Below are 26789 nucleotides of genomic sequence, written 5' to 3'. Positions count from 1 at the left end.
CTATTTATCCAAGTAATGAAACTAGCGCATGATATTAATATTCGGCTCTTCAAGATTCATTAACATTTCTATGTGGGTGGTGATATCCACTTTTTGCAGATTTTCCAAAAGCCACTTTCCACCTAAACAAGTCGCTGGAACAAACGCATACATTTCGTTTTCCGCTAAAGGGCCGAGCTTTTCTAAAGCTTGTTCAAACAAAAGTTCGTCATTTTCATCTTCTTGGTCTTGGTCATAGCTTGAAGCGCTTTCAAAAAAAAGAGCCATATCTAATTCCAACTCTTCTTCACTTTGCTCTGGCATTTCATCGGTGTGCCACTGATGCAGTAGCCCAATCACTGGGCAGAAAGACATGACATCACCTCGTTTGCGATTCCAAATTTCCAGATCACCAAATGCCCCTCTGGCTATCACAAAATTCTCCGACGGGTCATCAAACTGACTAATTGCTGATAAGCGCTCAATAATGTCTCGGTAGTCGTTGGGATTTACCGTCCAATACAAACCGTTGTTATACCCACACCAGCCATGACGCTCCCAATAGGTCAGCAGATTTTTAGGCAATACTCCGTCGTATTGTTCAAGAACCTCAGAGGGGACTGGTGTACTGCAAACGATGGGGAAACCACGATGCACGCCCATTGTATGCTCAAATTCAACAAAAGCTTGCTGCATTTTTGCAGACCAATGAAATTTAAAGCTCATTATCTATTCCATATATTCACAGGTAACGAATTCATCCGCTTATTTTTAATAAACTAGTCAATGTATTCCCCCCAACGAACCCAACGCCCTGGCAAGTATTTTTCTCTGTTTTCTACGAGGTACTTTTCCCACACATCGATTTGAGTATCCTGTTTTTCCATATAGGCATCACAATCGAATGGAAAATATTGACCCGTGTAAATAATTAACTGGTTAAACAAACTATTTAATCGGCTTCGTATACCGTTATAGCGGTTAGTGCGAAGAATATAGAGTAAGTCAAACTCATGATCACACTCTCCAGCTCCATCATAGCGCTTATTGATGTCTCTGATAGCCAACAAGTTACTTTGAACATCAACCCATAACGACTGAAGATACTCTGGCTCTGGGACTCGATCTTCCCACTCTTCTTCCTCTTCCCCCTCAAGCGACAGAGTGTCCTCATACACTTCTAAAATGTCTTCAAAGTCAGGGTCATCATCCAACTCTTCAGGAAAGAACTCACACATTTTTTGAAAGCAAATAGCTCGATAAACCGCATCCGAGTATTTGAGTTGAGTGAACAACCAAGTTAAGGCACGTAAATTACCAAAAGACACTATGGTATCTAAATAAGGGAACCTAAGGCCTACGGGAGTGGCATCAATAAACTGTGTAAACAAGTCCAAATCATCGGGCGTACCATATCGCGCTAGGGTATCGCCAAAGTCACTTTCTATCTCCTCTCGCGTCCTGACTCGCTCCCAAACTTCAGGCTGTTGTAATAACAGTAGGTCACGAATGTATATCCCGGTCTCAGACGCTTGATCTAACTCTTTGATGAGTTGTACCGATTGAGCGGTATGAAAATAGCTACCTACCCCCCAAAAACTACTTGGGAAACGATATTGCCCTTCACGTACAAACAGCTCTAAATGCTCGGCTCGTCGGTTGCGTGAAATATAGTTACTCACACTATGCAGCCAAAGTTTTTCACCCTTGGTTTTCAAGTAATTAATAATAAAATCGGCTTCTTTGTCTTCCAAAAAATGAAAGCTTCTATGATCTGTCCACCTAGGCGCATCTCCGGGGGCATATTCGAGCATAAACATCTGATCAAGCACGTCGGTATTTTGGGACAAATACACCACATGCCACGCAGCCGCTTGAAAATAAGCATTGTATCGGTCGTTTACAAAACTAGGCACCGCCGCCACAATTTCTGGTTGAGTTGATAGTTTTCGAACATAGTCATCATAACGCTTTTGCGCATCATAAATGGCATCAAGCACACTATCATCGTCATCCCGCATGCTTTCTAATAGTTCGTTCTGCTCTTGGTGTAAAGTTGCGGCGAATTCTAAGCTCGCTCTTGGCATAGTGTTGTTCTCCAATTAGCTAAGGCGTGGCATTCTCTTTTCAAAGCACGTTGAATGAATGAGTGCTCTAAAGCGATTAATGGTACTTCTGGAAAACAAAAGCTGTCCTTATACCTCGTTGAAAGCGCTCAAACTGACTTCCCATTATTTTTTCCATATATTCACAGGTAACGAATTCAGCTGCTTATTATTCATACGCTAGTCAATGTATTCCCCCCAACGAACCCAACGCCCTGGCAAGTATTTTTCTCTGTTTTCTACGAGGTATTTTTCCCATACATCTATTTGAGCATCCTGCTTTTCCATATAGGCATCACAATCGAAAGGGAAATATTGTCCCGTGTACATGATAAGGTCTTCAAACAATGTATCTAATCGACTTCGTATCCCGTTGTAGCGGTTGGTGCGAAGAATATAGAGTAAGTCAAATTCATGATCACGCTCTCCAGCTCCATCATAGCGCTTATTGATGTCTCTGACGGCTAACACGTTACTTTGAACGTCAACCCATAACGACTGAAGATACGCTGGCTCTGGGACTCGATCTTCCCACTCTTCTTCCTCTTCCCCCTCAAGCGACAGGGTGTCCTCATACACTTCTAAAATGTCTTCAAAGTCAGGGTCATCATCCAACTCTTCAGGAAAGAACTCACACATTTTTTGAAAGCAAATTGCACGATAGACCGCATCTGAATGCTTGAGCTGACTGAACAACCAAGTTAAGGCACGTAAATTACCAAAAGAGACTATGGTCTTTAGATAAAGGTACCTGAGGTCAAGGGGAGTGGATTCAATAAACTGCGTAAACAAGTCCAAATCATCGGGCGTACCATATCGCGCTAGGGTATCGCCAAAGTCACTTTCTATACCCTCTCGCGTCCTGACTCGCTCCCAAGCTTCAGACTGTTGTAATAAAAGTAGGTCACGAATGTATATCCCTGTGCCAGACGTTTGATCCAACTCTTTAATGAGTTGTACCGATTGAGGGGTATTAAAATAACTAGCAACGTCCCAAAAATTTCCTGAAAAACGAAGCTTTCCTTCGCGTACAAACAAATTTAAATGTTCAGCTCGACGGTTGCGTGAAATGTAGTTATCCACAGTGGACAACCAATCTTCCTCCTCCTTCGTTTTCAAGTAATTAATAATATAATCGGCTTCCTTTTCCTCCAAAAAATGAAAGCTTCTATGGTCTGTCCACCTAGGCGCATCTCCGGGGGCGAATTCGAGCATAAACATCTTATCAAGAACGTCTGTATTTTGAGACAAATACACCACATGCCACGCAGCCGCTTGAAAATAAGCATTGTATCGGTCGTTTACAAAACTAGGCACCGCCGCTACGACTTCTGGCTGAGTTGATAATTTTCGAACATAATCATCATAGCGCTTTTGCGCATCATAAATGGCATCAAGCACACTATCATTATCATCCCGCATGCTTTCTAATAGTTCGTTCTGCTCTTGATATAATGTTGCGGCGAATTCTAAGCTCGCTCTTGGCATAGTGTTAGCTCTCTATTTAGCTAAGGCGTGGCATTCTCTTTTCAAAGCACGTTGAATGAATTGTTGCCAGCCCTTTAACCGATGAACGGATTTAACTTGTCGTCTATTTATCCAAATAATGAAACTAGCGCATGATATTAATATTCGGCTCTTCAAGATTCATTAACATTTCTATGTGGGTGGTGATATCCACTTTTTGCAGATTTTCCAAAAGCCACTTTCCACCTAAACAAGTCGCTGGAACAAACGCATACATTTCGTTTTCCGCTAAAGGGCCGAGTTTGTCTAAAGCACGTTCAAACAAAAGTTCGTCATTTTCATCTTCTTGGTCTTGGTCATAGCTTGAAGCTCGCCAAAAGAAAGAGGCCATATTCGACTCTAGTTCTTCTTCGGTTTTCTCAGGCTTGACGTCAATATGCCACTTATATAACAACCCAATCACTGGGCAGAAAGACATGACATCACCTCGTTTGCGATTCCAGATTTCCAGATCACCAAATGCCCCTCTGGCTATCACAAAATTCTCCGACGGGTCATCTAGCTGACTGATTGCTGATAGGCGCTCAATAATTTCTCGGTAGTCGTTAGGGTTTACCGTCCAAAACATCCCATTATCGTATCCACACCAGCCATGGCGCTCCCAATAGGCAAGCAGATTTTTAGGCAATACTCCGTCGTATTGTTCAAGAACCTCAGAGGGGACTGGTGTACTGCTAACGATGGGGAAACCACGATGCACACCCATTGTATGCTCAAACTCCTCAAAAGCTTGCTGCATTTTTGCAGACCAATGAAATATAAAGCTCATTATCTATTCCATATATTTGAGCATCCTGCTTTTCTGTAGAGGAATTTTCCTTTCCCATAATCAGCATTCACGTGCTTTTAATATAATAAATAGCGAACCTAATTGGTTCGCTATAAAAATATAATCAATTCATCCTATTGAGTGATACTGCCGGAACTATCAATTTCCTGTTCTAATACAGCTATCTTCCAGCTAAGGTTGTTAAGCCGATCTTTAAGAATATCAAACTCTTTTTCAGCGGTTTCTAGCTCACCGTTTTTTATGAGTTCTTGAACATAATCCACACGCCCGTAGATTGGAGATAAGCTAATGGCAAAGGCCTCCAAGGATTTGGTTTGCTTTTGTAAGTCTCGCCATTTTCCACGCTTCGCTAGTAAGGAAATGTTCGCCATCTTAGTTCGAATGTCACTGAACTTAGCAACAAATAACTCGGTTTGTTCTAGTGCTACTTGCTGCTGCTCTGAAAACATTGCTTCGAGCTGTGTTGTTTTATCATCTTGAGGATATAACGTTTTAAGCAGTTGAACATGAGCCATCGCTTGTCGTTTGGAATCGGAGAATGATTCCAACATGTCGTGCTCTAGTGCCTCGCCATATAATGGAACAAGATCTTTTTGCCAACGTGCTCGTTGCTTGTCGGAAGACTGCTCAACAAACAACTTAGCCTGCTGCGTATCATTTATTTTGCTAATAAGCTGAGGCTGCCCATAAGGTGTAGAGTGGTACCATGGCCAACCTTTCCACCCGGCCAATACACCCACAACGACAGCACACGCCGCTATCGTCGACATGCCGAGTCCTTTTTGCCAGAACTTTAGCTTAGGTGGTTCACTTCGCTCCTGTTTCTTGAGTAAATTGTGGTATTGGGTTTCTATGCGGTCAATATGTTCAAAAAGCGCGAACCCCACTCCTTCAAAATCGACTTTATAATCGGTACTTTGCTTCTCAACTAATTGGTGTAAACGATCGCAAAATCGCTCTGCTCGATACAGTTCACGGAGAGTACCGTGATCCGGTTTCAACGCTTTCAGCTCTTGTACAACACGCCCGTTGACCCAATCGAGAAGCTCTTTACGCATTTTGGCTGTTTTGGTATCACCGCCACTCTGATTCGCTAGACTACTGCTTAATAGCTCTAGACCCGTAGCGAAGCCAGTCAAGCCTTGAGTCTTTAGACATGCCACTGTGTAGTAGCCGCACATCATAAAATCAATCCCAGGGCCACGTGCTAATACTTCACAGTTTTCTTTAACTGCCTCCCAATCACTGCCACCAGCAATAGGGTTAAAGCGACGGTTGATTTCTTCTCTTACTCGGATGTAAGGCTCTAAGACTCGAATTGAGTCAGAATCCTGAGTTAGTCGAAAAAACGCATTATCAATATAAATCACATTGGACATTGTAGATATCGTCCTGAAAAGGCCAGAGCGAATCACTCGCTCTGGCTCTTTGGGTTAGTAAAGTGTTTTAGACAACTTGAACGATTTGAATAAACGCTCAGTAAATGGGTTCGCATCTGCCTCTGAGTTAACGCGGTAAATCATCTCACCACCATCAACATCAAACTTAAAGTCGACTGAGGTTGGGCTTGCTGAAACAACCGACGCTTTGTCTAGCAGGCGGAAGAACGCCCACGGACCTTGAAGTTGAACACTGCGAGGTGACATGTTTGATTTGGTTGGAATCAAAGTCACTTTCGATACAGCAGAGTCTCTCAGTGTGTTAGGCCAGATCAGCTCTACGCTTTCACGCGGGCCGTGGCTGTAAGCAAGGAATTGCCCGTCCACATTAAGCAAACTGCGACGCTTATTGTTGGTTAGGCTCATCGGTTCTACCGAGAAGTTCACATCCAATATGCCTTTTCTGTTGAAGAATGCTTCACGAATTTTCTGGGCTTGTTGGATCTGATCCAGCACTTCTTTACGAATGATCGATTGAGCAGAATCATCGGCTGTCACTGTAATGTTTTCTTCAATAAACATTTTCAGTTGGTTGTTGTAAAAGCTATCCAGCGTGCCGTTAGGAGCAAAGAAAGATTCGAAATCTTGTAGCGACGCGTCTTTCTTAGAACCTTGCGTAAATGGATAGCGCCCTGCCAGTTTGCTCTGGAATGGCGCATACACATCTTCTGTCCAGCGAACTTCCAAATGCTTGATCGCCTCTTGCTTCACAACATACCAACTTTCATCTGCCAATTTCGCAAACATGCTGTCCATTGGTTTAGGCAAACCAGATGAGATTCGCTTCAACGTATAGATTGGGTCTGCGTTAATTAACTTAACTCGTGCTTTGGTAGCATCAAGGGCTGCCATTCCGACATCTGGCGCATCTTTAATAGCCGTTAAGTAGCTCTTAAGCTCGTCAACGGAAGCCAGAACTTCGTTGATGTATGCTGGCTGGCCATCCACTTGAGTGAGCATCCCGTTAAGATCCGCAAACGGTGTCTCGATCATGGAGGCGACTTTGTATTTTGGACTCTTCAACAACTCATTCTGTGCTGCGTCGTCTGCAGGTAACGTGGTAAATAGTTGGGTGTTATTGTCCAGCGTACGCAATAGACGCTGCATCGGCTCAAGGTTGCTGGTGAGATTTTCTAACACCATAACTGCGTCGTTGATGTCATTGAAATACTTCACATCAATTTCATTCAGCGCTGCACGCCATGTGTTTGTGTAATCGGCTACGTACAAGCTGCGAATCTTATCTCTAAGCGCTTGTTTGTCGGCTTCACTAAACTGCGCGGTTTTGGTTTGCCCCAATACCCAACTGTCAATCAGCGCCAACTCTGAGACCGACTCAGATTGTGGCATGAAGAAATCTTCAAAGCCTCGTTTCGTCAGCATTTGCGGAATGTAAAGGCTCTCACTGTTCATCACGCGTTCTTCAAAAACCACGTCAAACACTGGGCCAACAAGACTTCTTAAGTTGACTGCTGGGCCTAGTAGCGTCTGAGCACTTAGTTTCAAGTTTCGGTAAACACGCTGGTCGTTTGGCATTGTGCTTAGCTCGGTTTGTGCTCGTGCGATCACTCTATCGTAAGGCTTCATCACCGACTCAGCATCTTTGTCACCATTTAGGCGATCTGCCTCTAAGTCAGTATGGCGCATTGCGTAATCTAGGTGCCCTAGCAAGTCTTCTTGAATTTTACGCTGACCTGAAAACTCTTGTTGCCAGTACTTGGCAAAGTAGTCCAGAACGTAATCTTGGTAGCGACCACTCTTGTCAACTAGCATTCGATAGACTCTAAGTACTGCCAACTTCTCTTCGTCGGTTTGAGCTTGGTTTAGATCTACAACAACATCGGCCATCAACAGTGGCAGTAAACGAGTCTCTAGTAAATTTAGGTACGTTTCCTCAACTTTCGGCCCGATGGTATGGCCTTGGTACAATCCAAAGTCTGATATGTACTTAGGCTTTTCTCGGAAGAAACCAAATTCAAGTGTGGCTTCACGGATCTGATTAAGAGGATCTAGAACATTTTGTTGCGATTTCAGACTCTTGTTACCACTAAACTGCTCTTTATATTGGTTAACTTTGGCTAGCACTTTATCCGCATGCTGAACGTTACTCATGTAGTTACGGTGCCAGTTACCGACTAGCAGTACCGTCGCAATAGAACACGCAACGAAAGAAAGCATAAGCAGACGACGTTTGTTTCTCGCCACACGGAAGTTATCGGATGCCAAGCCAGCTTCTGGATAAATTATGTGGGTGAACAGTTTCTCAGTGAAGTATACCGTGGAGTTTTTTGCTCTCTGCGCGGTGTTGATCGCATGGGATAAACCGTAACGACGCGAGGCTGCATCATCAAATGCATTGCTTGGAACACCCTGCTGATACACGGACGTAAAGTAAGCACCACGAACCAGAGCGGAGGTAGAGAACTGGTCACTTGCCAATGCTTCCTGGAAGAAGAGCTCTAGTATGTCTTTTAAGCCTGCAATCTGGCGCGTAAAGCTGTAAATAGCATTACGCTCTTCCAATGTCATTGGTGCAGATACGGTATGAGGCAGCATATCGTTAATACGTTCAACGAATTGCGTGTATTCAGAGACAAATTCTTCCAACCAAGAGTCTAGGTTATCAACGGAATCCATTGAAAAAGTAAAACCGAGCACCTCTTCTCGCTGCGCTTTTGTGTAATGCTTGAAGAAAGGTTCAAAGCCGTATAGCAAATCGAGTTTTGTTAGTGAGATGTACACTGGTAAACGAGTCGATAATGTCTCCATTAATTCACGTAAGCGGGCACGCAATAAATTTGCGTATGCTTTACGCTCTGATGCGGTTGCGGTTGCCAAATGCGAAACATCTAACGCCAATACAATACCATTAAGCGGTCGACGACTACGCGTACGCTCTAGCCAATTAACAAAGTGTAACCACAGTCGACGCTCCATCTCACCGTTGTTTTCTTCGCTTCGGTTACCTTGTGTTAGCAACTCTCCGTCAGGGTCGATCAAAACCGATTCATCCCCTACCCACCAATCAAATGAGTAAGGGTTTTCGCTTTTCTGGCCCGAAGCACGCATTACTGATGAGAATACGAAATTTTGACCCGAACGGTTGATCAAACTTGTTTTGCCGGCATTCTCTAACCCGAGGACAAGGTACCAAGGTAATGCATACAAATAGTTGTGCTTGTTCAGGCTTTGTTTCATGTTTACCATGACCTGATTCAGCTCAACTTCTTGGCGCTCTTCATAGACTTTGATTGGATCTTGACGCAGTTTCTCTTCGCGTACTTGCTCCGCTTTAAATCCTTGTAATTTACGCCACTGCCAGACGCCCCAAATCGCTAATGCGCCCAGAGTAAACAAGCTACTAGCAACAGCACGAGCCGTAATGGACTCCAGCGGCCTTTGCTCCGCAATAACTAACCATGGTCCTGCCCACCAAATGGCAACGTTCAACAATATGAACGTTGTGAATAGCAAAATAGGCATTGCCGCAGCAAGCCCAGGTTTAAGCCGTTTTACTATTCCGACAATAAATTTCCACATGAATTGTGTCCTTGTTTACTCTGACGTTGTATATCTTTGTATTTGTTCAACCAAACTCGGCTCCCAGTCAGGAACGGTGAGATTTTCGATCTGACTATTGAGTGTTTGGTATTGTTCTTTTGCCATTGCATCGAGATGGTTGGTGCGCATTAGATCAGCCGCCAAAAGTCGCCAATAAAACTGGTCTCTTGGCTCGACAGCGCTGACTAGGCCATCATTCAACATGGAAAGCGCGACGGCGATGCCACCTTCTTTTGCCAACTGAAACGCTTCTTTACGTTTTTCCTGCCAATCTCCCCCAACAGACTGACCTGATGAACCGTCAGCTTGACCAACGTTGATTAACCACTCTTTCACACTTTCTGAAACGAATGGTTCACCACCTTTAAACTTCAGTTCGAATAAAGAAGGCATGCGATTGAGAAAGTTTTGCGTCTCTTCCACTATGGCTTTGCACCAGTCTTCTTTGCCTAACTGTTTGGCGATGGTATGGCTCATGAGTTGACCCTCAAACCAATAGGGAGCAAGCGTCAGGCTTTGTTCTACTTTTCGCCATAGAGCAAGGTCTGGGTGACGAAGCTGATCTTGATAGTCTTTTACTCGATCAACTTGCATCCCACGAAGCATGGTTTCGCCATCTTGTTTATGATCTGGTAATGAAGAAATACTGCCCCATACGGCGAAACGTCTAAGTCGAATCGCCAGCGCAATTCCGTAATCCTGTTCGGAAAGGAAATCAGCCACTTTCAACAGTGTTTGTTTAGCCGCTTTATCGCTTGAGTGATCCACCACAACACTAGAAGATGATGGAGTGACAGATGTCGGTGCAACTTGCTCGGTTTTCGCCTCACTCTGCGCACTTTGTTCCGTTACTCGTTGGCTTTCTTCAGCACGAGAAAGCTCTCCTTTCACTCGAACCACGACAGAGTCGACTAGCTCTGAGGTAAGTTCCAGTTTCTCAATCGCCTCTTGCCATTCTGCTACGGCTTTTTGTAACGCTTGGCGATCTGTTTCGTCTAACGTGGAGAAGTCAAACTTATCAATCACTAAAGTAAAGCGTTGGGCCATTTGGCTGAAGAACTTTCTCCTTGGCAAGTTCCCCCTTGGTCCCGGTGCTGGAAAGCTCTCGTTCCAATAGTGACTTATAAACTCCCCCATTACTTCAAACGACGTAATAAGGCGCATTGGCGTGACTTGATTGTGTAAACACTGGAGTAAATAAACGAGCAGTTTAATATCTTTGCTCTGCTCTCCAAGAAGCTTCAGCGTGCTGTGCTCAACTTCATCCCACTGGACCGATGCATGTGCAAGCGAGCCAACTTTCATCATCTGATCTTCGACAAAGTCAAAAAGGGGATGATCGACAAGTCGTTCGCCTACCGGGCTATCATTACTGATCGGTTTAGCGATACATTGGCGGTATTCGGTAATTTCCATTTGTCCTCCTACCAACCACAACGTTCGCGTAACGCTCGAAGGCCATGCTTTAAGTCGCGAGTGTTAAACTGAAGGCCATCAGCGAGATCTGAATTGGAGCGCAGCGTCAGATATGAGTCATTCCCAATGCGCTTCATCATGTCGATTGCAGGTAACCCCCGCGCCGACGAAAACAACACGCCATAGTCATCACTACGCCAATATTGCATCGCTCCACGAACAGAAACTTGGATACGAGCATCGGCCGCTTCTTGAGGCAACGCTAATTCAACACGGCTCAAGTTGTTGATGCAACTGAGCAGAAGCACTGGCGCGTCTTGCTCTGCAAACGTGGTATTTTGAGCAGGTAAAGCGACCCAAGCACTCCCATCTTTACCTTCACCTTCAACAACTAAGGCCCACCCCTCTCCGGGCTCTAGACCATCACGAGCCTCGATCGCCCGATTCCACTCAGAAGGGTAAGGGTTATCAGCAACGGGGGTAGTATGCTCTTCTAATGGCGTCGCGAAGACACCGTCAAAACATGCAAGGCGGTCTAGGCGCGCTGGTATTTCTCGGCACTGATTTGCCTGCTCTACCAATGTCTCTGTTTGATTTGCAAAACTGTCCGAGCTAACGCTAAGGCAACTGGATGCAACAATTACTGCTACAAGGCACTGTTTCATGCTTTGATCTCCAGTTTTTGACACTTGTACGCCAGCGTCCGTTTTGGAATGCCTAGGCTTTTTGCTGCCTTGGCACGATCACCAGAGAAACGCGTTAACCTTTCGGTAATAATGGTAGCTTCAAAGTCGTTGATGGCTTGCTTCAAGTCATCAATAACCGCAAAGTTAGGCGTATAACTTTGTTCTTCAATAGAAAGTACTTGCTCCGAAACGGAAGCAGAGTCCGATTCAGCAACGGGGTCAAGATTACGCATTAAGTTTAAACGGTGAACAAAGCAACCCGCTTCGATTTCTGTTCCATCTAGTGTTTGTGCACAACCAAACTCCACCAGATGCTTTAGCTCACGGACATTGCCCGGAAAATCATACTGTTTTAAACAGTCCAGTGCTCGATAGTTGAGCCCACGAATACTTGTGCCGTGTTGCTGGTTAAACATGCGTACAAAGTGACTACATAGCAAAGCCAAATCGTCTAATCGAACTGACAAGTTAGGCAATGAAATCGGATATTGAAACAGTCGATAATACAAGTCTTGTCGGAAGGTTTTCTTTCTTACCTGCTCGATCAAATTGACATGTGTTGCTGAAACCAATCGAAAATCGGAGCTCTGCTCTTGCTTTCCACCAAGAGGGCGAAATGTTCGAGTTTCGAGTACGCGAAGTAACTTTGCTTGAAGCGTCAGGGGCATGTCACCAATTTCATCAAGAAATAATGTGCCTCCGTCTGCTTGTGCGATGAGACCTTGCTTATCGGTATCTGCACCGGAGAAAGCACCTTTACAGTAACCAAACAACTCACTCTCTAGGAGATGTTCAGGGATGGCGGCACAGTTAACAGCGACCATTGGTGCAGACTGACGAGATGAAAGCTCATGAACAGCGGCAGCAACAAGTTCTTTCCCTGTCCCTGTTTCACCTTGAACCATTATGGAAAGCTGAGAGTTTGCTGCAGATACGATTTGCTCTCTCAACTTTTGCATTGCCGCACTTTCCCCGATTAACGTGGTTGCCAAGCTATTTGCCATCATTCGTTGCGCTGAGTCGCGTTGTATATCATAAAGCGACTCTTTCATTTCCATACGAGTTTGCTCTTCACGTTCCATTTCCGTGAGCAATTTCCATTGCTGCGCAAACACATCAACAAACCTTATGAAGCCCGTGTCTTTAAGTACGTTTGAGACCGTGTGGTTTTCTCCAATCATCAGCAGTATCGAATGGACTTGTCTATCACCCATTGGCAAAGGCTGCACACAAACTGAATCAAACATTCCAACGTTCTCGACCAGTTCAGAGAACGCTCGGTTTGAACGCCAGAAAATCAAGTCTTCTGCGGTAAGGTGCATCGTTTTAAGTGATTGCAGAACATGTGCAAATGGGGCATCGAAATCAGTTACTGACCATGCGTATTGGCGCTGAGAGTCATGCGGAACCAAATTGCGACCATCTGACGACGGTAACAATAAAAAACTGTCCCTTAGTTTCATGCCTTTATTAAGCAAATCGACAAAACGCAACGCGAGCAGGTGGGGTTTTCTTATCCCCACCAATTCGGTAGCAAACGCCAACCATTGACTCATGGTTACTCTACCTCCCCGATAAACTCGCCATCCGATGCAGCAAGACGAATGCGATGAATCGGCTCTCTTTCGGCTAACTTGTTAAGGAGAGCAAGCGATACTGGTGGTAATAGCTGACCTTCGATGATGGCCTCAAGCATACGAGCACCATTTTCGCTACGAGTTGCTCGGCTTAGAATTTCGTCAATTAGACCTTCACCTATTTCCATCTCTGCGTTGTAGCGAGACTTAAATAGCTTCTCTAGGCGTGTTAGCTTGCCGCGAACAATTTGATCAAGTACTTCTTTACCTAACGGAAGGTAAGGAATCACTTCCATACGAGCTAATAGTGCAGGCTTGAAGAATGCTGCCAGTTCTGGATATAGCGCATCATCGAGTTTTTCTTTGTCTTCTGCGTAATCCACTATGGTTTGGTAACCAAGGTTAGAGGTTAGGAAAAACACGATATTTTGACAGTCGATCAAGCGGCCTTCACCATCGGCAAGTTCACCTTTATCAAAGCCTTGATAGAAGATGTTCAATACTTCTGGGTGTGCTTTTTCTACTTCATCCAAAAGGACAACTGAGTAAGGCATTTTACGGATGGCTTCGGTTAATACACCACCTTCACCGTAACCAACGTAACCTGGAGGTGAACCAATTAGGCGAGATACTGTGTGTTTCTCTTGATACTCCGACATATTGATCGTTGTTAAGAACTGCTTACCACCATATAACTGCTCGGCTAGCTGAACAACAGTTTCTGTTTTACCAACACCACTTGGGCCAACAAGTAAGAAAGCGCCTTTTGGTCTGCCAGGGCGACGTAAATCAGCACGAGCGGTTAGCAAGTGGCGATGAATGCGCTCAATTGCGATATCTTGCCCTTTGATCGCCTCTCCTAGTGTTGCTGTAAGGTGAGTGATCTTGTTCAGCTCATTGGTATTCATCTGATCAACCGGCACACCAGTCCAATCGGCGATAACCTCTGCGATTTGGTCTGAATCAACTTGGGGATACATCAAACGTTGCTCATGTGCAATCGCGTCCAGTTCACCGTATTTCTCTTGCAGCTCAGTGTAAACCTGCTCGGTTTTTTCCGCGTCTTGTTCTTCTGCTTTGCTCAGGGACATGAGTTCAGCACGTAACTCGATGATCGATTCCACCAGTTCTTTTTGGTGCTGCCAGCTTTCTGTGAGTTCAGCTTTTTCTGCTTCATCTACCATTTCTTGCGTGCGAAGAACATCAAGGCGCTCTGCATCGACAGTCTGCCCAAGGTACTGGGCACGCTCCAACATATCAATTTCAAGCTGGCGCTGGTGACAAAGTGTTTCTAGCATCGCTAAACGTTTAGGCGGCGTTGTCATGTTGATCGCAATACGTGCACAGGCAGTATCGAGCACATCAATCGCTTTATCCGGAAGTTGACGTCCTGAGATGTAGCGAGCAGACAGTTCCGCCGCTGCTTTCAAAGCGTCATCAGTGATTAATACATTGTGCGCTTTCTCATACACACCATTTAGACCACGTAAAATATCAACGGCCTGTTCGATACTAGGCTCATCGAGTTTTACGAGCTGGAATCGGCGAGTTAGCGCAGGATCTTTTTCAAAGTATTTTTTGTATTCTTTCCAAGTTGTGGCGGCAACAGTGCTTAGCTCACCACGTGCTAGCGCAGGCTTGAGAAGGTTAGCGGCATCGCTACCACCTTCTTGGTTACCTGAACCGATAAGTGTATGCGCTTCATCGATAAATAGAATGATTGGCTTTGGCGAGTCCTTAATGGCATCGATAACACCTTTAAGGCGTTTTTCAAATTCACCTTTAACCGAAGCACCCGCTTGCAATCGGCCCAAATCTAATGAATATAACTCTACGTTTTGTAGTTGAGTCGGCACATTACCAGCAACCACGCGCAAGGCTAGACCTTCGATCATGGCACTTTTACCAACACCCGCGTCGCCGACAACAATAGGGTTATTTTTGCGACGGCGGCAGAGGATATCAATCATCAGATTTAGTTCGTTTTCACGACACAATACTGGGTCAAGTTCACCCTGACGTGCTTGCTCTGTTACGTTGGTACAGAATTTACCAAGTGGCGTTTCTGCAGCATTTTGAAGTGGTGATTGACGCTGCTCACTTTTGTTCTCAACGGCAGTTTCTGCTGATTCGTTTAATATTAACGCGAAGTTTTTCTTTAAGCTTTCTCGGTTGATGCCTTCGAAAAGAGCAATCAGTTTGAAAGGAAGATAACGGTCAACTCGAGTTAGTGCAGCAAGAAATACTGCACCAGAGCGTAACTCATTTTGTTCTAGCTCTGTGGTTGAGAGAAGCCATGCTTCTTGAAGCAACTCAACGAGTAGTGGGGAAAATGCAGGATAAGTATCAAGCACTTGCTCGCGACTGTACGTCTCGACAATTGCTTGCTTTACCGTTTCTACTTCCAACCCAGCTTGTTTCAGAATTAGGCGAACATCCGATAGTGGGTTATCTAGAAGCACATCTAAATAGTGCTCTAGTGTCACTTCTGGATGTTGGCGTTCAATACAAATCGAAGCCGCTTGCTCTAAAGCTAATTTACTTTGAGCGTTAAGTTTTGAGATAAGAGTTGGTAATTCTATACGGATCACAACGTACCACCTAGCCTAATTATTATTAAAGTATTTGATTTAATTGATTTAAAACGTCGCTTGATTTGTTATGCAGTACGTATGTGTACCCCAAAAACAGCCCAGCCCAGAGAACGACGAACCCTAGGAACACCGACCAAACCGGAATTTGTCGACTTAACTTATATTTGGCACGAACGACATGTTCAGTCGCGCTAGTAAGAGCTTGAGGTTCACGTTCGTCAAAGCTACTCAGAATATCGTGCAGACGTGTAATCACCTTTTCGCGCTCTGCATGACCACCTTCCATAACGCGGTATTTTCCTTCAAAGCCCAAAATCAAGCAGTGATAGATAAACTCGAGTAAAGATTTGTATCGCTCCGGCTCGCCCTCTAAACGATTTAGAATGGTAAATACTTTTTCACCACCCCAGGTTTCATTATGAAAGCGCGATAGCATCGAATGCTCTGCCCATACGCTTGACGCACCCCACTCGGTGCCCATTACAGACTCATCCAGACATGCACACAAAATGTAGCGATACGCCATTAAGATGGCATGCTCATAGCCTTGCTCTGACAGCTCGATTTCTATCGTTTTGATTTCTTCGACTGTTTGACGATAAATGAGGTCGATATTTTCACACTCAGTAAGTGAGCGAACTCGTAGCGAAAGGCCAAACAAGGGTGTGGCTGCATCGATCAAAGGGTTTGGGTTGTCGCCACGAAGTTGAAACCAGTAGTCTTGGTCGTGGTTGATTTTTTCCACATCGTCAAACAGTAAGCTCGACAATGGGGAGTCTTTTTTGGTTGGCTCCATGTTTAACTCCTGATCGCCCAGAACTGAAGGTCTAGATCTTCAAATGCACCAGCTACATGGAACGCAAAACCACTGGAATGGTTCAGCATTGACCACGCAGGGCTTGTTTTGTCCAGCTGGTAATATGTATAACCCGCGTGATATGGAAGCTGGCGAGGAGCGACCGGTAGTGACGTTAGCGGAATACCCTGAAGCTGAAGTGAGATCAGCTCGCGGATCTTCTCCACTGAAGACACTTTGGTTTGCTGCGTGAACAAACGGCGTAACTCGTCTAGTGGCATTCTTGCTTTGACAGCAATAATGAACTCTGCACTTTCCATCAATTGAGGATCGTGGATCGGTGCAACCATTAATCCGTACTTGCGTTTTTCTAGTTGGATTGAGACCGCTCTTGGTTCCAATACAACACTCAAACTCTGACGTAAGTTTCGAATCAATGGTTGAAATGATTGACTCGGTAAATCGTGACTGTAACTTGGCAAGCTTGGTGGCAATCGACTTTCATCTGTAAATGTAGCAAGCTCACCACATACGGTTGAAAGACACTCAAACAACCGCTCTGGATGCAAACTTCTAAGCTCCGCTAGATGTTTCATCTGAGGTTGTAATCGGTTAAGCGCCTGCAACAGCATGAAATCGGACACATCTGCAACGCCGCCTTGAGACGGTGAGCTAATGCGTTGTGCGATGTTTTTTGCTCGTTCCCTCATCAATCCCGACATTTCGTTGATGAAACGATGCAATGAGGACATACCAACCACATTCAAGTGGCACGGGATAAAGTCTGGATCCAATACCACACTTCCGTCTGGGCGTTTCTCTAAAATACGGCCAATAGCGATTGATGCGTAAGAGCTTCTGTCTTCTCGCTCTAACATGATCTGCATACGGATCGGTGATACCTCTACTGTAGTGGTGTCACCTTGTACGCTGTGCACATCACGAACTTCTTGACGACGACTCACATAACGTCCTGTGCCTCGCTCTTCCGGCCAGTTTATCTCCATCAAGGATTCACTACGTAAAGGGACGGCAAGGTAAACGATTTGGTTCGCGAGCGACGCATCATCAACTTCTAGAGCGTCGGGCATATGGTCTTCTTGAGGAATACGGAAGACTGTACCATCAGGCATCACCCCAACAGCTCGCTCAATTGCAATACGACCAAACGATAAGTACTCAGGGTTTAATGACAACTCGGAAACACCGTATAAGTAACGACTAACGGAGCCTAGACGCTCATCGATGCAGTACTCTGTATATCTCTGTTGTTGCTGGAAGTGCTGAGGCTTAATGAACAAGCCTTCATTCCAGATCACTCGGTTACGCGCAAACATCGTATGCTATTCCACCCTGTCCAATTTTACGTTGTAATCTTTAAACATCATGAGCAAGTGGTACTCCCTGCCCTTATTCAGTATTTTGACGGCTTTTTTCCATTCACTGAGCTCTGGTTCAGCAAAATGGGCCATCACTCCGATGTAGTTGGTTTCTTCGTCGACTTCAAAAGCATCGATGAATTTGAACTGTTCAGGTAGCAACACGTAGTCGTAAATTTTGACGAAGTTACTTCGAAGCGCTGTTTTGTAGTCTTTTTTTAGCTGGTCATAGTCCGCTGACATAAACATCGAATCGTCTTTTAATTCGAATACCTGAATCTCTACTGGTGATGATTCACCCCAAATGTTGGGGTTGACCAAATCATCACTGACCAAACTGAACGTCAATTTTGTTTGTGCTTTCGCGGGTTCATAAGGTTCCGGCGCGCTACTGCATGCGGTCAGCATCAGTAATGAGCACAACATCCATAGCACTCTTATCACGGCTATAGCTCCCGTTGCTTTTCTCGAATTTTTCGGTCGTATGACTGCTCAAAGATTTCCCAGAACAGTTTCTCGAACCCTCTCTGGCGGTTGGAAGTTAATTCGCGGTAGTAGTTGCAATACATCTTCCAAGCCCACTCATCACTTGTTGTTTGCGTCGTATCAGTGGTGCGTTTGTAGTGATGAAAGCGACGTAGCATCACCTCCGGAGAGAACGCAGTTAAAATCTGACTCAACGCGTCTGCGGTTGCATGCTGCATTGCTTCGTTGTGATCGCGCACCGTTTTGAGGCTTTCTGCTATCGCCGCAGGTGCAGATAAGTGCACCAAACTTTTGTCTGCGTCATAAAGAGTTTTAACCGTTTCTTCATATGACAGTCCTAGGCGCAGTGGGTTATCTTCGATAGGTTGAAGGTTTCGGTTTAGCGTTCCGAAGCGCCCCTCGCTCACCTGTTGATGCAAATCCAGTAATCCGCGCACACATGCTTGAAGAGATTCACCCATTTCTTGTGACAATAAATGCATTCGAGCCATATTGTCTTCATCACTCAAATCCACCCCTAAACCGTCAAGCATTGGGCCCGTGATAAGGTGGTTAGTTTGTGTATTACTATGGTTAAATGTCTCTGTCTGTGGCTGGATGCTCTTTGCCACTTCCTCTTCTAACAGATCCAGTACTTTTTCATCCATTGTGAAACCTTCTGATACGTTGCTATCGTTGTTATTTAGTTGGGTGGGCTGTGCCACAGATTGAGAAACGTTGGTTCGCTCTTCTTTATTCGAGGGTTTCAATTTGTTAAAACCAAAACCTAAAATCTTCTTGAGACGAATAGATGATGTCATTTCATACTCACTATCCGCTTGTGGGGTAAACGCAACTTCATGTAATCCCAAATCCTCATCCGGCACTAATGATTGCTTGGGTAATTCTCTTGGCTCAGGATCTGGTTCAATTAACCTGTTTTCGTTGGCTTCTTGAGAACCCATTAATTCATCAAGCGCGTTTAGTGGGTCAGCATCGATACTTTCACTTTCCAATTCAGGCTCTTCTTCGTATGCCAAATCAGAAAGTAGATCTTCGTCTTGTGAGGTAAACAGCGCGTCCAATGAGCCATGCTGTTCCTCGACTTCATTAGCGTTACCAAATAGGATGCGCAATTGATACGGCCCAATGGAAACTTCGTCTTTATGATTCAGGCGAGCTAACTGGCCTTTCCCTAGCGGTAAGTGAGCGCCGTTGACGTACGTGCTCCCGCAAATATCTTTTAAGCAATACGCTCCATCGAGTACAACCACTTCACAATGCTCTGAGCTTACTTGTCCATCCGAGTCGGTGAGTCGCCACTCTGATGTCGTCGCCGCGCCGATAATTCCGCCAGTTTCCTTCCAAGTATGTTGAGCCGACAAACCAGATTCCAAACGCTGCGCGTTTGTTACCAATAAAGTCAAAGATGGCAGTTTTGGTTTATTCATGGTTATTGCCTTACCTGAATCAATACGTTTTTATTCGTTGTGTCGCTTCCAAGGAACGAGGTCCAACCCAGTGCAACACCTTGTTCTGGATGTAAACAAAAATCAGGGGCTTCACTTTCTTTCATCGTCAGTTCAACGTCATAGGCCATCTGCTCTCGTAAAATAAACTCGACCAACTTACACAGTGGCTGATGCTCTTTCCCAGATGGCAAGAAGTCTGCGAAGCGTTCCTGCGTTAAATTACCGATACAAATGACAAACTTGCCACTACAATCAACAACCGATTCACCAATGATTGAATCAATGCCAAGGCTCGCATTCTGCACGCCTAAACCTAATTGCTGACTTTTATCAATGAGCACCCGTCGTCTCACCCATTGCCTGATAGTGACATCTTCTAAGTCGAAACAGTGGGCGATGATGCCTGCCACAACCTGGGGTGAGCGACTTCGACCAGCCAGCGTGCCTGCATACGCCAACATTTTGCACCAGTTAATCGGTGTTTCACCTCGAAGGTCAGGATCACCTAGTCCTACCAAGGCGAATAGCTGCGCAGAGAACTGGTCCTGTGCTCCAGCTTGAAAGCGAACGTAATAACGGTACTTTCGCCATACTCGATAAACGAGGTTGATCAAGCGGTTATTAAAAAAGTCTAAAAATGGCTGTTTAAACCCACCAGCTTCTTCCGTTGCTAACTGCTCCAAAATAAAGCTCGGTAAAGGCGATTGAGCTCCGGAAAGTCCAAAAAAGTTGGTTAAAAGCACTTGCCTTTCATCGTGTCGTGTTTCTAACGCCTTTACATCACATGGCGAAAACCCCAGACTTGGGTTTGCACTAAACACGAGGCGGCAGTGTCGCTCCCATTCTTCTGACTCTGGGTTTAAATCATTGAGTTTCTGCAACAATTCAACTAGTTGATAGAAACTGTATTCTCTAACTTTGGCTGACAGCTCACCCGTTGGGGGGTGAAATTCTTCACCGTCTAAATCAACGGCTGCATTCCACTCTGGGTTCCCCATGTGTATCTCTCTTTGTTCGTGACGTTCACCACGACAAGTTCGTGGAATGAGTTAATGCTGGCGTAGAGCGCAAAGAAGTGACTCAGTACCGTGCCAAACAAAAATAAGTCTCCTTCCGAGCCAAATCCGTTTTGGTCAATATGTAAAGTCGACTGTAGCCCTCGAACAGGTAAACCTCTTAGAATTTTGTCGACCGGATGAGACTCGATTTTTACGATTCCGTCTAAACGCATGCGAGCAACTCGTTCTGCCTGACGATCAACAAGCGCTCTAAAGTCGTAGGCTCTTAGGACGCAGCTCAGTGCCTCTTTCGACAATAATGACAGGTAGTTGAGTGACAAGTTGGAGATCAGCGTCCATAGCAAACTGCCATCTAGAACGGGTCTAAGCGATTGCGACGGGACGGTTATATTCTGGAATGTCGCAAATGGTGGTGAAGTATCGGTTGCAACACAAATATCACCCACTCCTAGCTCTAATGGCAATAGGCGATTCGTACATGTAAGTTTAATTGAAACCGCTTCATCAACACCGACAGCAGATGTTTCATCTCCTCGAATAAACGAAATAAATGAATCAAATCCATCGCCTCGGATGCTTTCCTTCACTCTCGTACGGTAGTAAAGAGCTTGGCGATTACGTACACGTTCTACTTCGTGTTGAAAGCTCTCGAAAGACTCATAAACTCGCTTTGCACCTCTGATGCGTCTGCCTTCGGACTCTGTATCTTGCCAACCGACTACACTGTCAACGCTGAAAATCTCATAATGCGCAGGATAGCGACTAGAGGGGAAAATCCTGTACTCAGTGCGACGGCCGTTTAAGTCGACCGGATCTGCGTCATGTCTAAATAAATTGATAATAGGAGTGCAATAAAGTTGGAAGTTATCCTTTCTGACTCGCGTATCTGCTGGCAACGTTTTAGAAAAATGAATATTTAACGTAAATTCACCCGTAACAGATTTTGGTAAAGCGCTAGCAAGACCTTTCACGTCGAAAAAGTGGAATGCCTCGGGGAAAGATAAATACTCTTGTAAGATTCGGTAGCCGTCGTAGACATTTTTAGGGTAAGGCAACAGTGCTTGCTCGCTATCAAAACCGACTGTGGCAAATGCGTCAGCAGGTAGTGCAAACTCAACACCGTCAACTTCAACGGTCATTTTTTGTAGGTAATGGTGTAGCCACAAATACAAAGTTTGAGAGCTGTATTTGTCTCCGCCTAAGTAAAAGCGAAGCGTGCCAAGTTTGGCATCTCCTGCTGTCATGTCTCCTGTCATAGCAAGAGAGAGCTTTATGGTGGTTGCTTCACGAGTGTGCTCTGCGCTTACATCTTCGCATTGAAGTGGATAAAGCTCGACATCTCGACATGTTTTAAAATGGCAAGGCGTCCCAAATACAGGCTTGCTATCCAACTGAGTGCCACGAGTTATTACCTGCTTTTCGCTGACGCTTTTATCTGGCGCGAAGGCGACAACGCTCATACTAGGAATAGGACGCAAGTAGTTAGGCCAAAGCATATTAATAATTGAATGAGTAAGCTCTGGGAATTCGTCTTCTACTTTTTCACGCAGGCGTGCAGTTAGAAAGGCAAAGCCCTCTAGCAAACGTTCAACATCAGGATCTGTTGTTCGGCCATGAAGAAAGCGTGAAAGCTGAGGGTGGATTTCTGTAAACTCTTTCCCTTGCTCTTTTAGAAACGCGAGTTCTTCTCTGAAATACTTGTCTTGCGTCATAAAGGTTAAAACACTCGATATTTTCTGTTTTGATCCAATAACAGACTGAACTGGACTTTTTCGTGTAACGCTTCGCTATTAATCGTCGCGATAATATGAAACCTAAGAGTTAACGGATTGAACGTATCTTGTTCTGCGTTTACGACCACATGTGTCAGGCGAGGCTCATAACGCTCCAAACAATTTTGAATCGCGAGCTTGATACGAACTGATAAATCTAAGGTTTCGAGCGTTGCATCGTTAAAATCTACTAAGCCCAGATCCGGTGCACTTTGAGAACCACCGATCCGAGAGTTCAAAATGTTTGATACATTACGTTTAATTGAGTCGAGTACATCTGATGCGTCTGGCCCTTGGGTCAAAGACATCGGTTTGGCGTTGGCTTCCAAACGTTCAAAAAAGCCAACACCAAATGCACTCTCTTCAGGTGCTATGTGCGTCATAATCAAGCTTGATCTAGACGACCTACCAAAGAAAGCTCGAAGTTCGCACCCATGTATTTAAAGTGAGGACGAACTGAAAGCGATACTTGGTACCAACCTGGGTTCCCCTCAACATCAGCAACTTCAATACGAGCTGCACGTAATGGGCGGCGACTACGTACGTCTGCTGGTGGGTTCTCCTGGTCAGCCACATATTGCTTAATCCAAGTGTTTAGTTCACGCTCAAGGTCTTGGCGCTCTTTCCATGCACCAATTTGCTCACGTTGCAGTACCTTAACGTAATGCGCTAGACGGTTGATGATCATCATGTAAGGAAGCTGAGTACCCAGTTTGTAGTTGGTCTCAGCTTCTTTACCTTCCTTAGTATTCGGGAAGATCTTTGGTTTTTGAATTGAGTTCGCAGAGAAGAATGCTGCGTTATCACTACCTTTACGCATAGTAAGAGCGATAAAACCCTCTTCTGCCAATTCAAATTCCTTGCGATCTGTGATCAGTACTTCTGTAGGAATCTTGCTTTGCAGCGCACCCATTGATTCAAATACGTGTACAGGCAAATCTTCAACGGCACCACCGCTTTGTGGGCCAATGATGTTTGGACACCAACGGTATTTCGCAAAGCTATCAGTTAAGCGAGTCGCAAACGCAAAGGCAGTATTACCCCACAGGTAATGCTCGTGAGAGCTGCTTACATTTTCTGTGTAGTTAAATGATTTGATCGGGTTCTCTGTTGGATCATAAGGAACGCGTAATAAGAAGCGTGGTGCTGTCAAACCTAAATAGCGTGCGTCTTCAGACTCACGTAGAGAACGCCATTTTGTGTACTTCGGACTTTCGAATGTAGACTTCAAATCTTTGATGTTTGGTAATTCTTCAAACGAATCAATACCAAAGAACTCAGGGCCAACACTCGAGATGAATGGAGCATGAGACATTGCACCCAATGCACCCATGTACTGTAAAAGTTTCATATCAGGTGTTGATGGCGAAAATGCATAGTTACCGATAATCGCGCCTGTTGGTTCGCCACCAAACTGACCATAACCTGACGAATAAACATGTTTGTACAAGCCCGCCTGACATGTTTCAGGAGCGAATTCAAAATCTTCTAGCAATTCATCTTTTGTTACGTGCAGAATTTCCACTTTGTTATTCTCGCGGAAGTCTGTGCGATCAATGAATAACTTAAGACCACGCCATGAAGATTCCATTTGCTGGTAGTCTGCGTTGTGAAGGATCTCATCCATCTGCGCGCTGACTTTCTTGTCCAGTTCAACCAACATTTGGTCAACCAAAGATTTGTTTACTGGCTCTTCTGATTGTGGAGAACCCAGTAAGTTTTCAATAAATGCAGCAACACCTTTCTTAGCGATATCATAGCCATCTTCACTAGGAGCAATGCGCGTTTGCTGCATGATCTCGTCTAGCAGGCTACCTTCCGCTAACTGGGGGGTTTCCAATACCGATTCAGTTGTAGACATTAAGTAAATCCTAAATTTTGATTAGTAACGAATATCGTTCAATTAAGCTTGAGGCTCTTCTTCTTTTTTCTCGCCGCCGACCAAGTTCAACTCAGCCAAAAGCTTTTCACGAGACTCTTCTGAATTCAGAAGTGTTTGAAGACGATCACGGAAAGCTGGAATATTGCCAAGAGGACCTTTTAGCGCAACCAATGCTTCACGTAACTCAATTAGTTTTTTTAATTCAGGTACTTGTGATGCCACTGCATCTGGTGAGAAGTCCGCTAGAGATTTGAAGTTCAGCTCAACTGGGAGGTCAGCGTTTTCATCATCTACGAGCTTGTTTTTTACTGTTGTAGAAATATGCAGCTCGCTTTCACGCATTACAGATTCAAAGTTGTTTTTATCAACTCGTACTGCTGAACGCTCTTCAAGCGGTGTTTCTTCTGGATGTCCTTTAAAATCACCCACTACGAGCGTTTTTAAAGGGAGTTCAATTTCAGCCTGTGCATCCCCTGTAGCCGGAATATATTTAATATTAATCCGCTCTTTAGGAGCTACACTTCCTTCTTTAGACATATGAAGTCTCCGATACCTTATGCCAATCGTTGTCGATAAAAATGTCAGTTCGATAAAGATCTGACTATGAATTTAAATAAAAAACTATCTGTGCGCCCTGTTAAAACAAGGCGCACTTTCTATTTATACTTTTATAATTAATATTGATAGCAGGCCGTAATTCCACTATCTAATAAGCCTCTAATTCGAAGCAGACAACCATAGAAAGAAAGTCTAATTAAGCAATAGCTCAATATTGTAATGCGCTTTGGTTATCTACGCTTAGAATTAATAAGCGGCATTCTATTCACGAAACATGAAAACTTTATCTAAAAATAAATAAAAACATGATCTCTATTCCATAATTAGTTGGTGTAATACGGATCATACTTTTATTAACGCTTTAGTTAATAATCCCAAAAAGTATCATGATTATAAAAGGGAGCATGAGACTTTATCTTATTTTCGAGAATTATTAATTTATTGTCATATGTATCATTGACAACTAAAGACAGATTAGCAAATAACGTTTCTACATTTGAATATAACGCAGGTAACTTGTCTCTACCTGCCGACTCTAAATAAACACTTAAATACGCCTTTGCAGTAACGAAATCAGATTCGACAAATCCGTACGGTTCGCTTTGTTCAGTGAGTAGTGACGCAAGGATCGGTAAGGACGTTAGATCGCCAGCTTCCATAGCCTTGACTCGCCACTCATATGCTTTGCCGTACATCTGAGCGGACTCTAAGTATTTGATGTAGTTTAAGATTGCTGGTAAGTATCCCGTCTCTGCTGCTTTTAAGTAAGTGTGCCGAGCATTAGTTTCTCTGCTACCTGGTAAAACGAATGTGCCCTTTCCCGCTTCTATTTGGCTCGCTAAATCCATCAATGCATGAGGGTGGTTAAATGCGGCAGCGCGACTTAGGTAGTACTGTGAGAGTTCAGCATCACTACCCTGGTGATAAAGAGCGAGCTCATAAAAGGCTTGATCAGGCTCTTCCCTACCTAAGTTAATGACAGCGTTGTAATAATTCTTTTTCCAAAGATTACGCTCTTCTTTTTCCAACCAATTCGCATGTAGATAAAGAAACTGCATTGCTTTACGACTTCCATTTTTAGCCGCAATCATCAAATAGTGCTTACTCTCCGGAGGGGTTCTAATGGTACTTTTGTATGAAGCCAATTCCATTGCGTATAGATACGCAGCATTAGGGTTTCCGAGCTCTGCTGCGAACTTAAGATACCTACGCCCTTCTACATTCTTAAACTGCGCCCTTAAAAGCCTTCCTTTTTCAAAAGCCTCTACTGCTGAAAGATTATTTAAATCATAACTCCCTTCTTCAGCACTATTTGCAATAGCGCAAAAAAGCCAAAGACTTAAAGCGAATAACCTTGTTACTGCTGACATTCCTGTCACCTTTAAAGCCAAAAACGTACAATCAATTCGTTCTATTAGTGAAGACAAATATAAATGTCAACCAAGACGTCCACTGCTCTAATTAATTTTATTCTATGAGCAATATAATAAAGCAATAAACATTCCAAATATGGACAACCGAACTTTACTAGAATCAGGCCCAGCCCTAGGCAACTTTTTGCCCAGGAAAAACAAAATCACCAACCAGCGAGCAAGAAACTGCCCAAAAGCCTGTCTTATTAATGAGCCAGTTATTTGTTTTTATTTTTAGGAGTGCAATGTTGTCCAAGACAAACCGGGAATTTAAGTATTGGTTCTCGCACTAAAAAATACATTATACCAAACGGTAAAAATAGAATATTCTTTAAGAGGAATCAGTTGGATTCGTAAGAA

At 44.3% G+C, this 26789-nt stretch carries 20 protein-coding genes; all 20 read right to left on the bottom strand.

Annotated features, from left to right (window positions below; all coding sequences use genetic code 11):
• Positions 1–21: 21 nt before the first annotated feature.
• On the bottom strand, positions 22–705 hold the full coding sequence (locus J4N37_RS23870; RefSeq protein WP_252042592.1) for a GAD-like domain-containing protein: 684 nt from the start codon (positions 703–705) through the stop codon (positions 22–24).
• A 53-nt stretch (positions 706–758) separates the two neighbouring features.
• Complete coding sequence (locus J4N37_RS23865; protein WP_252042591.1) at positions 759–2066, bottom strand: hypothetical protein; 1308 nt, start codon at positions 2064–2066, stop codon at positions 759–761.
• A 198-nt stretch (positions 2067–2264) separates the two neighbouring features.
• Positions 2265–3572, bottom strand: a complete 1308-nt coding sequence (locus J4N37_RS23860; RefSeq protein WP_252042590.1) for a hypothetical protein — start codon at positions 3570–3572, stop codon at positions 2265–2267.
• 124 nt (positions 3573–3696) lie between these two features.
• Positions 3697–4380 (bottom strand): GAD-like domain-containing protein, encoded by a 684-nt coding sequence (locus J4N37_RS23855; RefSeq protein WP_252042589.1) that lies wholly within the window; start codon positions 4378–4380, stop codon positions 3697–3699.
• 134 nt (positions 4381–4514) lie between these two features.
• Entirely contained in the window at positions 4515–5780 is a 1266-nt protein-coding gene (locus J4N37_RS23850) for a type VI secretion system ImpA family N-terminal domain-containing protein (protein ID WP_252042588.1), read from the bottom strand.
• Between the two features lie 54 nt (positions 5781–5834).
• Positions 5835–9380 carry a type VI secretion system membrane subunit TssM gene (tssM, locus tag J4N37_RS23845; protein WP_252042587.1) on the bottom strand — a complete coding sequence of 1182 codons (3546 nt, stop codon included), beginning with the start codon at positions 9378–9380 and terminating at the stop codon, positions 5835–5837.
• Positions 9381–9395: 15 nt separating this feature from the next.
• Complete coding sequence (gene tssA, locus J4N37_RS23840; protein ID WP_045385695.1) at positions 9396–10817, bottom strand: type VI secretion system protein TssA; 1422 nt, start codon at positions 10815–10817, stop codon at positions 9396–9398.
• A gap of 8 nt (positions 10818–10825) precedes the next feature.
• Complete coding sequence (gene vasI, locus J4N37_RS23835) at positions 10826–11482, bottom strand: type VI secretion system-associated protein VasI (protein WP_252042586.1); 657 nt, start codon at positions 11480–11482, stop codon at positions 10826–10828.
• Positions 11479–13059: a sigma-54 interaction domain-containing protein gene (locus tag J4N37_RS23830; RefSeq protein ID WP_252042584.1), complete on the bottom strand. Its 1581-nt coding sequence runs from the start codon at positions 13057–13059 to the stop codon at positions 11479–11481. Before J4N37_RS23830 ends, vasI begins: the two co-directional genes overlap by 4 nt.
• Positions 13060–13061: 2 nt before the next feature.
• Positions 13062–15671: a type VI secretion system ATPase TssH gene (tssH, locus tag J4N37_RS23825; protein WP_252042583.1), complete on the bottom strand. Its 2610-nt coding sequence runs from the start codon at positions 15669–15671 to the stop codon at positions 13062–13064.
• A gap of 25 nt (positions 15672–15696) precedes the next feature.
• Positions 15697–16470, bottom strand: a complete 774-nt coding sequence (icmH, locus tag J4N37_RS23820; RefSeq protein ID WP_010452444.1) for a type IVB secretion system protein IcmH/DotU — start codon at positions 16468–16470, stop codon at positions 15697–15699.
• Between the two features lie 2 nt (positions 16471–16472).
• On the bottom strand, positions 16473–17807 hold the full coding sequence (tssK, locus tag J4N37_RS23815; protein ID WP_038887561.1) for a type VI secretion system baseplate subunit TssK: 1335 nt from the start codon (positions 17805–17807) through the stop codon (positions 16473–16475).
• A 6-nt stretch (positions 17808–17813) separates the two neighbouring features.
• A complete protein-coding gene (tssJ, locus tag J4N37_RS23810) occupies positions 17814–18293 on the bottom strand; it encodes a type VI secretion system lipoprotein TssJ (RefSeq protein WP_029561125.1) in 480 nt (159 codons plus the stop codon).
• Between the two features lie 2 nt (positions 18294–18295).
• Positions 18296–19765, bottom strand: coding sequence for a type VI secretion system-associated FHA domain protein TagH (gene tagH / locus J4N37_RS23805; protein WP_252042582.1), 1470 nt, complete (start codon positions 19763–19765; stop codon positions 18296–18298).
• A gap of 2 nt (positions 19766–19767) precedes the next feature.
• Positions 19768–20784, bottom strand: coding sequence for a type VI secretion system baseplate subunit TssG (gene tssG / locus J4N37_RS23800; protein WP_010452453.1), 1017 nt, complete (start codon positions 20782–20784; stop codon positions 19768–19770).
• Positions 20748–22517 carry a type VI secretion system baseplate subunit TssF gene (tssF, locus tag J4N37_RS23795; RefSeq protein ID WP_010452454.1) on the bottom strand — a complete coding sequence of 590 codons (1770 nt, stop codon included), beginning with the start codon at positions 22515–22517 and terminating at the stop codon, positions 20748–20750. The genes tssG and tssF overlap by 37 nt, the downstream gene beginning before the upstream one ends.
• Positions 22518–22522: 5 nt before the next feature.
• Positions 22523–22960, bottom strand: coding sequence for a type VI secretion system baseplate subunit TssE (gene tssE / locus J4N37_RS23790; RefSeq protein WP_010452457.1), 438 nt, complete (start codon positions 22958–22960; stop codon positions 22523–22525).
• A gap of 2 nt (positions 22961–22962) precedes the next feature.
• Positions 22963–24438, bottom strand: coding sequence for a type VI secretion system contractile sheath large subunit (gene tssC / locus J4N37_RS23785; protein WP_010452458.1), 1476 nt, complete (start codon positions 24436–24438; stop codon positions 22963–22965).
• Positions 24439–24480: 42 nt separating this feature from the next.
• A complete protein-coding gene (tssB, locus tag J4N37_RS23780) occupies positions 24481–24996 on the bottom strand; it encodes a type VI secretion system contractile sheath small subunit (protein WP_252042580.1) in 516 nt (171 codons plus the stop codon).
• Positions 24997–25382: 386 nt separating this feature from the next.
• On the bottom strand, positions 25383–26387 hold the full coding sequence (locus tag J4N37_RS23775; protein ID WP_252042579.1) for an SEL1-like repeat protein: 1005 nt from the start codon (positions 26385–26387) through the stop codon (positions 25383–25385).
• Positions 26388–26789: the final 402 nt, after the last annotated feature.

It is taken from the genome of Vibrio sp. SCSIO 43153, from assembly GCF_023716625.1.
Lineage (GTDB): Bacteria > Pseudomonadota > Gammaproteobacteria > Enterobacterales > Vibrionaceae > Vibrio > Vibrio rotiferianus.
The sequence above is the reverse complement of the archived record's forward strand: the minus strand, read 5'-3'. Positions and strand labels throughout refer to the sequence as shown.

What these genes read in the sequence shown, in the direction of transcription:
- J4N37_RS23870 (WP_252042592.1), bottom strand. Translation starts at nt 705, where the DNA reads ATGAGCTTTAAATTTCATTGGTCTGCAAAAATGCAGCAAGCTTTTGTT.
- J4N37_RS23865 (WP_252042591.1), bottom strand. Translation starts at nt 2,066, where the DNA reads ATGCCAAGAGCGAGCTTAGAATTCGCCGCAACTTTACACCAAGAGCAG.
- J4N37_RS23860 (WP_252042590.1), bottom strand. Translation starts at nt 3,572, where the DNA reads ATGCCAAGAGCGAGCTTAGAATTCGCCGCAACATTATATCAAGAGCAG.
- J4N37_RS23855 (WP_252042589.1), bottom strand. Translation starts at nt 4,380, where the DNA reads ATGAGCTTTATATTTCATTGGTCTGCAAAAATGCAGCAAGCTTTTGAG.
- J4N37_RS23850 (WP_252042588.1), bottom strand. Translation starts at nt 5,780, where the DNA reads ATGTCCAATGTGATTTATATTGATAATGCGTTTTTTCGACTAACTCAG.
- tssM (WP_252042587.1), bottom strand. Translation starts at nt 9,380, where the DNA reads ATGTGGAAATTTATTGTCGGAATAGTAAAACGGCTTAAACCTGGGCTT.
- tssA (WP_045385695.1), bottom strand. Translation starts at nt 10,817, where the DNA reads ATGGAAATTACCGAATACCGCCAATGTATCGCTAAACCGATCAGTAAT.
- vasI (WP_252042586.1), bottom strand. Translation starts at nt 11,482, where the DNA reads ATGAAACAGTGCCTTGTAGCAGTAATTGTTGCATCCAGTTGCCTTAGC.
- J4N37_RS23830 (WP_252042584.1), bottom strand. Translation starts at nt 13,059, where the DNA reads ATGAGTCAATGGTTGGCGTTTGCTACCGAATTGGTGGGGATAAGAAAA.
- icmH (WP_010452444.1), bottom strand. Translation starts at nt 16,470, where the DNA reads ATGGAGCCAACCAAAAAAGACTCCCCATTGTCGAGCTTACTGTTTGAC.
- tssK (WP_038887561.1), bottom strand. Translation starts at nt 17,807, where the DNA reads ATGTTTGCGCGTAACCGAGTGATCTGGAATGAAGGCTTGTTCATTAAG.
- tagH (WP_252042582.1), bottom strand. Translation starts at nt 19,765, where the DNA reads ATGAATAAACCAAAACTGCCATCTTTGACTTTATTGGTAACAAACGCG.
- tssG (WP_010452453.1), bottom strand. Translation starts at nt 20,784, where the DNA reads ATGGGGAACCCAGAGTGGAATGCAGCCGTTGATTTAGACGGTGAAGAA.
- tssF (WP_010452454.1), bottom strand. Translation starts at nt 22,517, where the DNA reads ATGACGCAAGACAAGTATTTCAGAGAAGAACTCGCGTTTCTAAAAGAG.
- tssE (WP_010452457.1), bottom strand. Translation starts at nt 22,960, where the DNA reads ATGACGCACATAGCACCTGAAGAGAGTGCATTTGGTGTTGGCTTTTTT.
- tssC (WP_010452458.1), bottom strand. Translation starts at nt 24,438, where the DNA reads ATGTCTACAACTGAATCGGTATTGGAAACCCCCCAGTTAGCGGAAGGT.
- tssB (WP_252042580.1), bottom strand. Translation starts at nt 24,996, where the DNA reads ATGTCTAAAGAAGGAAGTGTAGCTCCTAAAGAGCGGATTAATATTAAA.
- J4N37_RS23775 (WP_252042579.1), bottom strand. Translation starts at nt 26,387, where the DNA reads ATGTCAGCAGTAACAAGGTTATTCGCTTTAAGTCTTTGGCTTTTTTGC.